Genomic DNA, 12867 nt, shown 5'->3' with positions numbered 1-12867 from the left:
CCCAGCCGTGACTACTGGCTGCGCTCGTGGCCGACCTCGCCGGTGATGACGTCGCCGAACAGCTCCCAGGCCTGCCCGTTGAAGCGCATCAGCTGCATCTGCTCGATCGGGAAATAGTCGTCGGGCGAGGTGTTGACCATGATGCCCGGCAGCATCAGGTCGGTATGGAAGTTCTTCAGGTTTGCGGCCTGCTTCATGACGTTCTCGCGGGTGAGATTGTCACCACACTGCTTCAGCACCTGCACCATCGCCTCGGCCTGGACGTAGCCATAAATGTTGTTGGCGTTGGCCTTGTCGCCGTCAGGATAATACTTGTCCATGAACCCACGCCATTTCACCACGGCCGGGTCCTTGTCCCAGGTCGGATCGGTCGGGTCTTTCAAATAGACCGTCGAAATGATGTCCTTGGCGTATTCGAGCCCGGCGGGCCTGAGCACCGAGGCGACCGAGGTCGCGGTGTTGGCCAGAAAGAATTTCGGCTTCCAGCCGAGTTCGCCGACTTTCCGGATCGCCTGCGCCGAGCCTTTCGGCGCGGCCCATGAGAAGAAGATGTCGGCGCCGGAATCGTGCAGGGCCACGATCTGCGAGTCGATCGAGGGGTCGCTGACCTCGTAGGACTTGTCGGCGATGATCATGTTCGCCTTGTCGCCGAGCCCGTCCTTCAGGCCCTTGAACTGGTCCTTGCCGGCATCGTCGTTCTGCCAGAACACCGCGATCTTGCCGTTCGGAAAATTGTCGCGGATGTACTTTGCGTAGATCCGCCCCTCGCTCTGGTAATTGGGCTGGAAGCCCATGGTCCAGGGGAAGTTCTTGGGGTCGCCGAACTTGGTGCCGCCGGAGGCGACGAAGAGCTGCGGCACCTTCTTCGCATTCATGTATTTCATGATCGCGGAATTCGAGGGCGTGCCGAGCGCCTGGAAGATCAACAAAACATCGTCGCTCTCGACCAGCTTGCGCGCCTGCTCGATCGCCTTCGGCGGCGAATAGGCGTCGTCATAGCTGATGAAATTGATCTTGCGCCCGTTGATGCCGCCCTGGTCGTTGATCATCTTGAAGAAGGCGGCCTCGGTCTTGCCGATCACGCCATAGGAGGACGCCGGCCCGCTATAGGGCATGATGTTGCCGATCTTGATTTCGGTGTCGGAGGCGCCCGGGTCATATCTCTTCTGCGCCACGGCCGATGTCGCCGCGAGCGCTCCGGCAACAAGGATGGCGAGGGCAGCGAGATTCTTGCGACGACCCGGCATTGGTCTCTCCCCTGTTTTGTAGTCTTGTTTTGTCGGGAGTGTCGCAAGGAGACTCGTGGCTGGCAAGCACCACGATTTTCCGCGGGGTGAAACGTTGCTACGGAACTTACGCAACGCGACGCGGCAAGCCGGGCGCGGCCGAATCGGCGGAAGTTGAGCCGCTCGCCTCAGTTGGCAGGCAGCTTGCGGATCAGCGCATTTTCCGGAACGGGCTCGAAAGTCCAGGCTTCAGCGAGGCACTCAAATGTCTCATCGCGAAAATAGAACAGGAAGTGACGCCACTCCGTTGAAATCGCGCTTATGCCCTTCCAATCTACCGGGTCCAGCGCATGCGGGTCTGGACCGGCAATCTCGTAAAACTCACCCCAAGCAGGTGCCAAATTACTGTAACGGCATTGCCCGCGCCACCATCCCTCATCGTTGGTTGCTCCAAGCCGACACCGTCCGCAATTCACGAAACGAAGGATGCCTTGGTCATCTTCGGCAAAGGATTTGAAGCGAAAAGGATTCAACAAGAACCGGAGAAGCACATCGTGGCCTGATACACTCACGCGCGGCAACGGAGCATTCGGCTCCGCATTCACTCCTCGTTCAGTTTCCGAAATTCCAGTCCCCTCGACATATCGCCTCACAATGAGCGATCAATTCAGCGACGTCGGCAGCTCATCGCCTATTTCGGCCGCGACACCAGCTCGATCATCCTGCCTTCATCGTCATCCGGCATCGCCGCTTTGGCATGCGCGTAGGCCTCGACCGCGGCACGTGCGACCAGCGGCTTGCCGGCCAGGAGGCTCTCGGCGAGCTTGACGGCATAGGCGGCATCCTTGTGCCGCAGCGCTGCGGTGAAGGTCGCGCCGGAAAAATCGCGGGCGACCATGCGCTTGGAATGACGCTGCACCTGCGGGCTTGCGGCGACGCCCGCCTGGATCGATTCCAGCACCAGGTTCATGTCGAGCCCGGCCTGCTCGGCGATCGCGAGCCCTTCCGCAAGGCCGGCGATCTGGATCGCCCCCATCAGATTGTTGATGAGCTTATAGACCGTGCCGGAGCCGACCGCACCGAAATGGCGGATGGTCGAACCGATCGGTTCGAGGAACGGGCGTGCACGTTCGAGATCGGCGGTGTCGGCGCCGACCAGCAGCGTCAGCTTTCCGGCGGCCGCCGCATCCGGCAGACCCGTCACGGGACAATCGATGTAGATCAGCCCACGCGCATTGAGGTCGCTGCCCATCTCGCGGGCGTGGTCATAGGAGACGGTGGAGCATTCGATCGCGATGGTGCCGGCCTTCGCCGTCTTGACCGCGCCCATCGGCCCGAGCCAGACCGCGCGCGAGGCCTCGTCGTCGGCAACCATGGTCACGACCGCGTCGGCATCGATCGCAGCATCTTCCGGCGAGGTCGCCCAAAGCGCGCCGCGCGCGATCAGGTCCTCTGCCTTGGCCTTGCCACGATTCCACAGCGTCACAGTAAAATCGGCATCGAGATAGCGGCCGGCCATGCCGCGGCCCATCCGCCCAAGCCCGATGAAGGCGACGCGTGTCATCGCTAGTCCACGTCCTCGACGTCGCCCGCGGTCGTGCCGAAGGCGCGCTGCGCCAGAGTCGCGGCCATGAACTCGTCGAGCTCGCCGTTGAGCACGCCCGACGTGTCGGAGGTCTGCACACCCGTGCGCAGATCCTTCACCATCTGGTAGGGTTGCAGCACGTAGGAGCGGATCTGGTGGCCCCAGCCGATGTCGGTCTTGGCGGCCTGGTCGGCGGCGGCCTTCTCCTCGCGCTTCTTCAACTCGATCTCGTAGAGGCGCGCGCGCAGCATGTCCCAGGCCTGGGCCCGGTTCTTGTGCTGCGACCGGCCGGCCTGGCAGACCACGGCGACGCCGGTCGGGATGTGCGTCAGGCGCACCGCGGATTCGGTCTTGTTGACGTGCTGGCCGCCGGCGCCGCCCGAACGCATGGTGTCGGTGCGAACGTCGGATTCCTTGATGTCGATCTTGATGCTGTCGTCGATGACGGGGAAGACCTGCACGCTCGAGAACGAGGTGTGCCGCCGCGCGTTGGAATCGAACGGCGAGATGCGCACCAGCCGATGCACGCCGGCTTCCGTCTTCAGCCAGCCATAGGCGTTGTGGCCGGAGACCTGGATGGTCGCCGACTTGATGCCGGCTTCTTCGCCCTCGGACTCTTCGAGGTACTCGACCTTGAAGCCGTGCGTTTCGGCCCAGCGCGTGTACATGCGCAAGAGCATCTGCGCCCAGTCCTGGCTCTCGGTGCCGCCGGCACCGGCATGGACTTCGAGATAGGAATCGAAGCGGTCGGCTTCACCGGACAGCAGCGCCTCGAGCTCGCGCCGCGCGACTTCCTTCTTCAGGTTCTTCAGCGCAGCTTCGGCTTCGGCAACGACGCCGTCATCGCCCTCGGCCTCGCCGAGCTCGATCATGCCGATGTCGTCTTCGAGCTCCTGCTCGACCTTGCCGATGCCCGAGAGCGAATCCTCGAGCGCGGTGCGCTCCTGCATGAGCTTCTGGGCCTTCTGGGGATCGTTCCAGAGGTTGGGATCTTCTGCGAGCTTGTTCAGCTCAGCGAGGCGTGCCGTCGATTTCTCGACGTCAAAGATGCCTCCTCAGCAGCCCGACTGACTGCTTGATCTCTTCTACCAACCGTTCGATCTCGGCGCGCATGTCATTCTCTGGTCTCGCGGAATTGGTCCGCGTTCGATTTGCAACGGGGATGTGGCGGCGGCGGCGCGAAAGCGCAACCGGCCCCCTCGCCGGTATCAGGCGTTATCCGCTACCACAGCCCGCCGGTGCCCGGTCGTATCAGGAAGCCGGAATCCGGCTGCTGCTGCTGCGAGGCCGGCATGCCGCCGCGTGCGTCGGCGTCGGCGACCCCGATAACTGCATAGTTGTCCGGTGGCGCCGTGCCCGGCTTGAAGGCCTCCAGAATCGTTCCGCCGGTCTCGCCAGGGCCGGCGCGCATGCCGGTCTTGGCGACGACCCGCACCAGCTTGATGCCGGCCGGCACCTTGAACGGCACGGCGGGCTTGTCGGCAAGCGCCAGCTTGAGGAAATCACGCACGATTGGCGCGGCGAGATGGCCGCCGGTCGCCGCATTGCCTCTGCCGAGCGGACGCGGCTTGTCATAGCCCATATAGACCGCGACCGCGATGTCCGGCGAGTAGCCGACGAACCAGGCATCCTTGGCCTCGTTGGTGGTGCCGGTCTTGCCCGCAATCGGCTTGCCCACTTCCTTGAGCACTGTGGCCGTGCCGGCCTGGACCACGCCTTCCAACAGCTCCGTGATCTGGTAGGCGGTCATGGAATCCAGCACCTGCTCGCGGCGGTCGATCAGCTGCGGCTCGGGCTGGTTCTTCCAGCCCCCCGGCGCGTCGCAGCCGCGGCATTCGCGCTGGTCGTGCTTGTAGATGGTGTGGCCGTAGCGGTCCTGGATACGGTCGATCAGGGTCGGCTTCACGCGGCGGCCGCCATTGGCGAGCATCGAATAGGCCGTGACCATCCGCATCGCGGTGGTCTCGCCGGCGCCCAGGGAGTACGACAGGTAATTGGGCAGCTCGTCATAGACGCCGAAACGCCTGGCATACTCGCCAATCAACGGCATCCCGATGTCCTGGGCAAGCCGCACCGTCACGGTGTTACGCGACAGTCGAAGCGCATTACGCAGCGTCATCGGACCATTGTATTTGCCGGCATCAAAATTCTCCGGCCGCCACACGCCGGCGCCTTGGCCCTGGTCGATTTCGATCGGCGCGTCGAGCACGACCGTCGAAGGCGTGTAGCCGTTGTCGAGCGCGGCCGAATAGACGATCGGCTTGAACGACGAACCCGGCTGCCGGTAGGCCTGCGTCGCGCGGTTGAACTGGCTCTGGTCGAACGAGAAGCCGCCGACCATTGCGAGCACGCGGCCGGTCCAGGGATCCATCACCGCCATCGCGCCGGAGACTTCGGGGATCTGGCGCAGCCGGTACTGGCCTTCGACCGGCTGTCCTTCCTTGCTGTAGAGCGGATCGGCATAGATCACGTCGCCCGGCGCAAGCACCTGCGCCACTGAGGTCGGCGTCTTGCCCTTGGCGTTGCCCTGCGCCGCCCTCGCCCAGCGCACGCCGTCGAGGGTGACGAGGCCGGTCTCGCGCTGCTTGCTGACGGCACCGCCGAGCTCGCGGCTCGGCTGGAAGCCGATGCGCGCCGACTGGTCGCTGGTCTCCAGCACCACCGCCATCCGCCACGGGGAAATGTCGGACAGCGACTTGATCTCGGCGAGCTTCACGCCCCAATCGCCGGAGACATCGAGCTTGCTTATGGCGCCGCGATAGCCCTGCTGCTCGTCATAGTTCACGAGGCCCGAGACCATGGTCTTGCGCGCCATGACCTGGATCTTCGGATCGAGCGTGGTGCGGACCGACAGACCACCCTCGTACAGCTTCTTCTCGCCGTAGCGCTCGAAGATGTCGCGGCGGACCTCCTCGGCGAAATATTCGCCGGCGAAGGTGTGGGCGCCGCCCGAACGGTTGGTGACGGCCAGCGGCTCCTTGCGCGCCTTCTCGGCGTCGGCCTGCTTGATCCAGCCATTCTCCAGGAGACGGTCGATGACGTAGTTGCGTCGCTCGACGGCGCGGTCGCGGTTGCGCACCGGATGCAGCGTCGCCGGCATCTTCGGCAGCGCCGCCAGATAGGACGCTTCCGCCACGGTCAGCTCGTTCACCGACTTGTCGAAATAGACCAGCGAGGCGGCCGCAATGCCGTAGGCCCCCAGGCCCAGATAGATTTCGTTCAGGTACAGCTCGAGGATCTTGTCCTTGGAATAGGTCTTCTCGATCCGCATCGCCAGCAAGGCTTCCTTGATCTTGCGCGCGAAGGAGACCTCGTTGGTCAGCAGGAAGTTCTTGGCGACCTGCTGGGTGATCGTGGAAGCGCCCTGCGGACGGCGGTTGGAGCCGAAGTTCTGCAGATAGAGCACGCCCGCGCGCGCCATGCCGGTGTAGTCGATGCCGCCGTGCTCGTAGAAATTCTTGTCCTCGGCCGCGAGAAAGGCGTTGATCACGAGCTTCGGCACCGCCTGGATCGGCAGATACAGCCGCCGCTCCTTGGCGTACTCGCCGAGCAGCGAACCGTCGACAGCGTGCACACGCGTCATCACCGGCGGCTCGTAATCCTGAAGCTGAGAGTAGTCCGGCAAGTCCTTGGAGAAATGCCAGATCAGGCCTGCCACGGCCCCGACACCGACAAGGAACACCACTGTTCCCGCGGCGAACAGGAAGCCCATGAACCGCACCAGCAAACGCATTATGTGTTTATCCGTTCAAACTCTGGATCAGCCCAGTAACAGCCCCGTTGGACCTAAAAACTGGCGCCCCAAACTGGCGCCAACCTCACGTCGCGAATGCACCGGCCTACGCAATCACATCAAGCTGGGCCTAAAGACGCTTGCCGAGCGGGATTCTCTCCGATTCCGGGGCCCCTCGGCATTTTTATAAAGCGTCCGCTGTGGCCAAACTAGGGCCTTTGCGGCGGGACGGAAAAACGACCCTTCTTCTTCAATTCGACGCTCCCCCGGTCGTCAATTTGATGATCCCGGGGTCGTCAATCGACGATCCCGGGCCGTCAATTTGATGATCCGGCAGTCGCCAGCCGTTTGGCTAGGAACCCGTCGATCGCCTGGGCCATCGAGCCCACGGCCTTGGACCGCCAGCCCTCGGACACCAGGTGCTCGAGGTCGCCCTTGTTGGAGACGTAGCCGATCTCGACCAGCACCGAGGGCACGTCAGGGGCCTTCAGCACTCGGAAACCGGCCGATTTCAGCGGATGCTTGTGCATCCGTACCGTGGACTTCATTTCGGCCATCAGCAAATGGGCAAAACGGTTTGAAAACGTACGGGTTTCTCGCTGAGTCAAGTCGATCAGGATGTCGGCGACATCGGTCGGCTCCTCCGCGAGGTTGAAGCCGGCGATCGCGTCCGCGCGGTTTTCCGCGTCGGCCAGACGCTGGGCTTCGGCGTCGGAGGCCTTGTCGGACAGCGTATAGATGGTGGCCCCCTGCGCATCGCCCTCGGCCCGCGGCAGCGCATCGGCATGGATCGAGACGAACAGCGCGGCCTTGAGGTTGCGTGCGACTTTGACCCGGTCATTGAGCGGGATGAAGGTGTCGTCGTCCCGCGTCATCACCACGCGGTACTTGCCGGCCTTGTCCAGCCGGTCGCGCAGCGCCCGGGCAAAGGCCAGCACCAGGTTTTTCTCGCTCTCGCCGCTGGACTGCGTGCCGTTGTCGATGCCGCCATGGCCGGGATCGATCACGACGACGGGCCGGCCGTCGGCCTTCTGCTGCACCGTCTCCGGGGCCGCCGCGGGGGGAACGGTTGCGGGCGGCGCGTCGGCGACCGTAGGCCGCAGTTCGGGGCGGTTCTCCGGGGCGAGCGACTGCACGAAGGCCGCGCGGTCAATCTCCTCCAGCTCGAGCACGAGCCGGGCGGGCTGGCCGTTGGCCGCCTCGACAACATAGGAGTTGGCGATTTTAGCCGGCCCGGCCAGGTCGAACACGATTCGCGAGCCGCCAGGCATGACCAGCCCGTAGCGGAAGGCCTTGACCAGACCCCGTCCCGCCGTCCCGGTGCCCGCGGGGAGCCGAAAATTGACCTGCGGGACGTCCACCACCACCCGGTAGGGGTCGGCGAGCGTCACGGCGCGGAACGTCACGGTCTGGTCGATGTCGAGGATGAAGCGGGTCTGCTTGCCGTCACCAGCCAGCCGGGCGCCTGAGGCGATTGGAAAATTTCCTGCCGCAGCAGCGGATTGCGACCGGCTCTCCGCCGCGCTCAGACGCGAGAAATCGGCATACGGCAATGCCGCAACGCAAAACAGCGCGCATCCCAGCAAGATCCTTTGTTTTGCGCGGCTCGCCACCGATTTCCGTGCCTCCGAGCAGCTTTTTAACGCAATAGAACCACAGGGTTAATCGATCCTTAATGACGTCGTCGCGAAACTCGCGGACTGTGACCGCCGTGCGACGCTCCCTTGCACCAATGGTCCATTCCTCGTATGTACGGAATGCTGACGGCCGATATTTCCGGTTGTGTCGCATTCTGCCTCCCGGTGCAGCGCCGGAGCTCCCAAGATTTGGGAATTCCAGCGTTTTCCGTTCCCCTCTAAGACCAGCGCGGTGCGCGGCAGCGAGGCGGAGCGGGCCAAGCCCCGGCGGCGGACAGTTCCCGGTTACCACGTTTCCGGGACGGTTCTGACAGCGACGTAACCCATTACCCGCTCCCTTGATCCAAAGGGGACGGTTCGTGATCCCCAAGGGCGAGCGCGCTCGCGCCATGCCTGGCCAGCAGCAACTGATTGAGGGGCGGCCCCGCCGCCCAATGTTTCATACGGGCCGACGCTTGATGCGCCAGACTGTGCCGACGAACTCTGAAGGACCATTCGCGACGCTGCGGAGTGACAATCCCGCGCGCCGCCTTGGTCCTGAAGCTTCCGGTTCGGCAAGGCGCGAAAGAGGGCGTTTCGGCCTTCCCCTCACCCCCGAATCAGGTGGACCGTCGCGTCACCCGGCAGCGCACATTGCGCCCACGGTCGATCGCGCCCGCCGCCGCCAAGAGTTAAGACATGCCCAACAAGATGTTGATCGATGCCACCCACCCGGAAGAGACCCGGGTCGTCGTGGTCCGCGGCAATCGCGTCGAAGAGTTTGATTTCGAGACTGCGCAACGCAAGCAACTGCGCGGAAACATCTACCTCGCCAAGGTGACAAGGGTCGAACCCTCGCTCCAGGCCGCCTTCGTCGAATATGGCGGCAACCGCCACGGCTTCCTCGCCTTCAGCGAAATCCATCCCGACTACTACCAGATCCCGGTCGCCGACCGGCAGGCGCTGATCGAGGCCGAGGAACAGGCCCATCGCGAAGCCGAGGAAGAGAGCGAGAACCGCTCCCACGGCCGCCGCCGCTCGCGCCACCGCAACGCCCGCCGCCGCGGTCACGGCGAACGCGTGCGCAGCGAGATCGTCGAAGGTCTCGACGCCGGCGCCGATCCCGCCGCCCAGCCGGTCGAGGGCGCGCCGCGGCCGGACTACACCGAAGGCGCTCCGCTCGAAGGCGAGCAATTGCACACAGAGGCGGAGCAGCACGGCGAGCACGATCACCACGAACACGCTCACGACGATCACGAGCATGACGACCATCACCACGCCCATGACGATCACCCTCACGATCGTGACGACCATGGTCATGACCGCGAACACGATCATCACGACCGTGATCATGCCGACGAGACGCCCGCGCCCGTCGCCGCGGTTGGTGCAGAACCCGTCGTGGCGAGCGAGCCCGTTGCCGAGCCGCGGGAGACCCAGACCGTCGAAGCGCACGCCTTCGAAGCGCATGCCGAGGCTCTCGCCGAAGCCGTGACGTCGGCCACCGAGCCGGCCGAGGCCGTCTACGCCGCCGGCGAGAGCGTTGAAGCGCCGCATGAGGCCGGCCAAGCCGGTGAAGAAGAGGACGACGAGGACGAGGACGGCGAGGAAGCCGAAGAGGACGTCGTCGAATCCGTCGGCGGCGACGACGTGCTGGAGGAAGTGCCGGAGCGCACCTTCCGTCCGCGCCGCCAGTACAAGATCCAGGAAGTCATCAAGCGGCGCCAGGTGATGCTGGTGCAGGTCGTCAAGGAAGAACGCGGCAACAAGGGCGCGGCGCTGACGACCTATCTCTCGCTCGCCGGCCGTTACGCCGTCTTGATGCCCAACACCGCACGTGGAGGCGGCATCAGCCGCAAGATCACAAGCGCGCAGGACCGCTCGCGCCTCAAGGAAGTGGTGCAGGATCTCGACGTGCCCGAGGGCATGGGCATCATCCTGCGCACCGCAGGCGCCTCCCGCACCAAGCCGGAGATCAAGCGCGATTTCGAATATCTGATCCGGATGTGGGAGACGGTGCGTGACCTGACGCTGAAGTCGCAGGCCCCGACCCTCGTCTACGAGGAAGGCTCGCTGATCAAGCGTTCGCTGCGCGACCTCTACAACAAGGAGATCGACGAGATCCAGGTTGCCGGCGAAGCCGGCTACCGCGAAGCGCGCGACTTCATGAAGATGCTGATGCCCGCCAATGTCAGCGCGGTGAAGCAGTATCGCGACGGCCAGCCGCTGTTCTCGCGGATGGGCGTCGAAAGCCAGCTCGATGCGATGTTCTCGCCGACCGTGCAGTTGCGCTCCGGCGGCTATGTCGTGATCAACCAGACCGAGGCGCTGGTCTCGATCGACGTCAACTCGGGACGATCGACCCGCGAGCACCATATCGAGGACACCGCGCTCAAGACCAATCTGGAGGCGGCCGAAGAGGTCGCCCGCCAGCTCCGCCTGCGCGACCTTGCCGGCCTGATCGTCATCGACTTCATCGACATGGACGAGAAGCGCAACAACCGTGCGGTCGAGCGCAAGCTGTCCGACTGCCTGCGCCAGGATCGCGCGCGCATCCAGGTCGGCCGCATCTCGCATTTCGGCCTGCTCGAGATGTCGCGCCAGCGCATCCGCGCCAGCGTGCTCGAGAGCTCGACCGATCCCTGCCCGCATTGCGGCGGCACCGGCCATGTCCGCTCGGTGTCCTCGGTGGCGCTGCAGCTCTTGCGCGGCCTCGAAGAGATCCTGATGAAGGGCGCGACCCACAACCTCGTGGTCCGCACCCGCACCGACGTCGCGCTCTATGTGCTGAACCACAAGCGCGGCCATCTGCGCGATCTCGAGAACGGCTTCAAGGTCACGCTGTCTGTCATCGCCGACCCCAGCGTCAGCGGTCCGCAGGCCTACGTCATCGATCGCGGCGAGCAGGTGCATACGCTCGAAGCCGCCAAGGCGCTGCTCGCGGCGCAGGCTGCTGCGAGCCCGCCGCCGCTGGCTGAAGAAGCCTATGACGACGAGGAGTTCGATCCGGAGCTGGAATCCGAGATCGAAACCGAGGAGACCGAAGGTCTCACTGAAGAGCAGGCTGGCGAAGCGGCCTCGGAGCAGGACGGTCAGCGCCGCAAGCGCCGCCGTCGCCGGCGCGGCCGCGGTGGCCAGCGCGATGGCGAACTGCGCGAGGATAGCGCGCCCACGCTTCCCGAGCCGGCCATGGCAGCCGGCGAAGGCGAGGAGGATGCCGAGTCCGAGCAGGACGGTGAGGAAGGCGAGGAGCAGGCCGCCCGTGGCGAGCAGCAGGGCAGCGGCGAGCGCCGGCGCCGGCGTGGTCGCCGTGGTGGACGCCGTCGTCGCGGCGGAAGCGAAGAAGGTCTGGCAGGCTCCATCAGCGACGAGCTCGCGGCGAGTGCGCCGCCGGAAGCCAGCGATGCGGTCGCCGATTTCGACGGCGCCAGCGGCGAGGCAGCACCTTCGATCGCGCAGGCCGAACACAGCGCCGAGCCGCAAGTCGCTCAACAGTTCGCCCAGCCCGAGCCCCGCGCCGAGGTGCAGGCTGAGGCACCCGCGCAGCCCGAGCCGGCTCCTGCCATCGCGGAAGAAGAGCCCGCCGACGACAAGTCCGCGCGGCGGCGCTCCACGGTCCGCGAAAAGGTGAGCTTCCTGCTCAGCAACCCGAGTGAGCCGGCTGCGCCGGTTGCGGAGGCGCCGCAGCCGGTCGCCCCGCCGGCAGCACCTGAGCCCACGCCTGAAGCGGCCAGCGAGACGCCGGCTGCCCCACGACGCGCCGGCTGGTGGTCCCGCCGCTTCGGCGGCGGCGAGTAGGCCCCATACAGGCGCCCAATAAAAAACGCCCGGCCAAGCCGGGCGTTTTTCGTTCCAGGGCGCCACCGCTATGATGCCAGTTCGTCATTCCCGAGCGGCGCGACATCGCGCGCGGCGATCTGGCGGAGTTGGTCGTAGAGATCGGGCGCCTCGCTGGTGCAGAGGCAGACGCCTGTTGCGCATGGTCCTTCGCCGGCGTTGAGGTAGGCGTGGCCCATGGTGCTGTCGAGATAGATGCCGTCGCCCTCGCCCAAAATCTCCGGCGCATAGAACTCGGTGTGGACGGCGACGCGCCCGCGCGTCACCACGAAATACTCCTCGCCGCCATGGCGCAGCAGCGGGCCGAACTCCTCCAGCGAGCGTGCGCGCACCTCGGCCACGATCGGCACCATGCGTTTGCCGATCAAATCGGTGCATTGATAGGTGTAGGTGTAGAACTTCGTGGTGATCACCTGCCCCTGCCCGGCCCGGCTGATGCTCCGCCGCGCCGTGACCGGCCGGCCCTGCGCGGGCGTCGCGACCGCCGGGTTGAACAGCTCGGCGATCTCCATCTTCAGGCCCGAGGTCAGCTGGAGCAGCTTGTCGTAGGTCAGCGACATCAGACCGTTCTCGACCTTGGACAGGGTCGAGAGCGCCATGCCGGTCCGCTCCGCCACCTGCTTCAGCGTCAGGCCGCGCGCCTGGCGGGCGGCCTTGAGGCATTGGCCGAGCTGTGAATTGGCAGTTTCGGACGTCGTAATCTCGCTCATGGAGGAATGCTAGCACGACCAACGAAAAATAGTTGATCGATCGGCCTATTCTTTTTCGCCGATGACGGCCCTATTTGGCACCGACTGCGGTAGCTCAAGGCACATTTGCGCTCGAAATAACTCGATGACGACTATTGGTTCGTTGCCTCGCTTTCCGATA

General features: G+C 64.9%; 8 protein-coding genes. 1 reads left to right on the top strand and 7 read right to left on the bottom strand.

The genetic code is table 11. The annotated features are described in order from the left end of the window. Positions 1–11 precede the first annotated feature (11 nt). The 6 genes from ACNJYB_RS18610 to ACNJYB_RS18585 all read right to left on the bottom strand — a co-directional run bounded on the left by ACNJYB_RS18610 (position 12) and on the right by ACNJYB_RS18585 (position 8157). The gene (locus ACNJYB_RS18610; RefSeq protein ID WP_439375250.1) at positions 12–1247 is read right to left on the bottom strand and encodes an ABC transporter substrate-binding protein; all 1236 of its coding nucleotides are present in this window, start codon (positions 1245–1247) and stop codon (positions 12–14) included. Between the two features lie 167 nt (positions 1248–1414). After that, positions 1415–1831, bottom strand: a complete 417-nt coding sequence (locus ACNJYB_RS18605; RefSeq protein WP_439375249.1) for a hypothetical protein — start codon at positions 1829–1831, stop codon at positions 1415–1417. 86 nt (positions 1832–1917) lie between these two features. Next, positions 1918–2790, bottom strand: coding sequence for an NAD(P)-dependent oxidoreductase (locus ACNJYB_RS18600; RefSeq protein ID WP_439375248.1), 873 nt, complete (start codon positions 2788–2790; stop codon positions 1918–1920). 2 nt (positions 2791–2792) lie between these two features. Next, a protein-coding gene (gene prfB, locus ACNJYB_RS18595; RefSeq protein WP_439375247.1) for a peptide chain release factor 2 occupies positions 2793–3924 on the bottom strand; the annotation gives its coding sequence in 2 pieces (ribosomal slippage) (positions 2793–3854 and positions 3856–3924; 1131 coding nt in all). Between the two features lie 109 nt (positions 3925–4033). Further along, positions 4034–6544, bottom strand: a complete 2511-nt coding sequence (locus ACNJYB_RS18590; RefSeq protein ID WP_439375246.1) for a penicillin-binding protein 1A — start codon at positions 6542–6544, stop codon at positions 4034–4036. A gap of 317 nt (positions 6545–6861) precedes the next feature. Next, entirely contained in the window at positions 6862–8157 is a 1296-nt protein-coding gene (locus ACNJYB_RS18585; protein ID WP_439375245.1) for an N-acetylmuramoyl-L-alanine amidase, read from the bottom strand. Between the two features lie 702 nt (positions 8158–8859). Here ACNJYB_RS18585 and ACNJYB_RS18580 point away from each other — a divergent pair. Continuing rightward, complete coding sequence (locus tag ACNJYB_RS18580; protein ID WP_439375244.1) at positions 8860–11958, top strand: Rne/Rng family ribonuclease; 3099 nt, start codon at positions 8860–8862, stop codon at positions 11956–11958. A gap of 68 nt (positions 11959–12026) precedes the next feature. Here ACNJYB_RS18580 and ACNJYB_RS18575 read toward each other — a convergent pair whose 3' ends face one another. Continuing rightward, positions 12027–12707, bottom strand: a complete 681-nt coding sequence (locus ACNJYB_RS18575) for a helix-turn-helix domain-containing protein (protein ID WP_439375243.1) — start codon at positions 12705–12707, stop codon at positions 12027–12029. Positions 12708–12867: the final 160 nt, after the last annotated feature.

Origin of the sequence: Bradyrhizobium sp. SMVTL-02 (assembly GCF_051853005.1) — a bacterium.
Lineage (GTDB): Bacteria > Pseudomonadota > Alphaproteobacteria > Rhizobiales > Xanthobacteraceae > Bradyrhizobium.
This window is presented reverse-complemented; position numbering and strand designations above follow the sequence as displayed.

Bases quoted from the DNA above. Each gene is read 5' to 3' on its own strand.
- ACNJYB_RS18610 (WP_439375250.1), bottom strand. From the start codon at position 1,247: ATGCCGGGTCGTCGCAAGAATCTCGCTGCCCTCGCCATCCTTGTTGCC.
- ACNJYB_RS18580 (WP_439375244.1), top strand. From the start codon at position 8,860: ATGCCCAACAAGATGTTGATCGATGCCACCCACCCGGAAGAGACCCGG.
- ACNJYB_RS18600 (WP_439375248.1), bottom strand. From the start codon at position 2,790: ATGACACGCGTCGCCTTCATCGGGCTTGGGCGGATGGGCCGCGGCATG.
- ACNJYB_RS18575 (WP_439375243.1), bottom strand. From the start codon at position 12,707: ATGAGCGAGATTACGACGTCCGAAACTGCCAATTCACAGCTCGGCCAA.
- ACNJYB_RS18590 (WP_439375246.1), bottom strand. From the start codon at position 6,544: ATGCGTTTGCTGGTGCGGTTCATGGGCTTCCTGTTCGCCGCGGGAACA.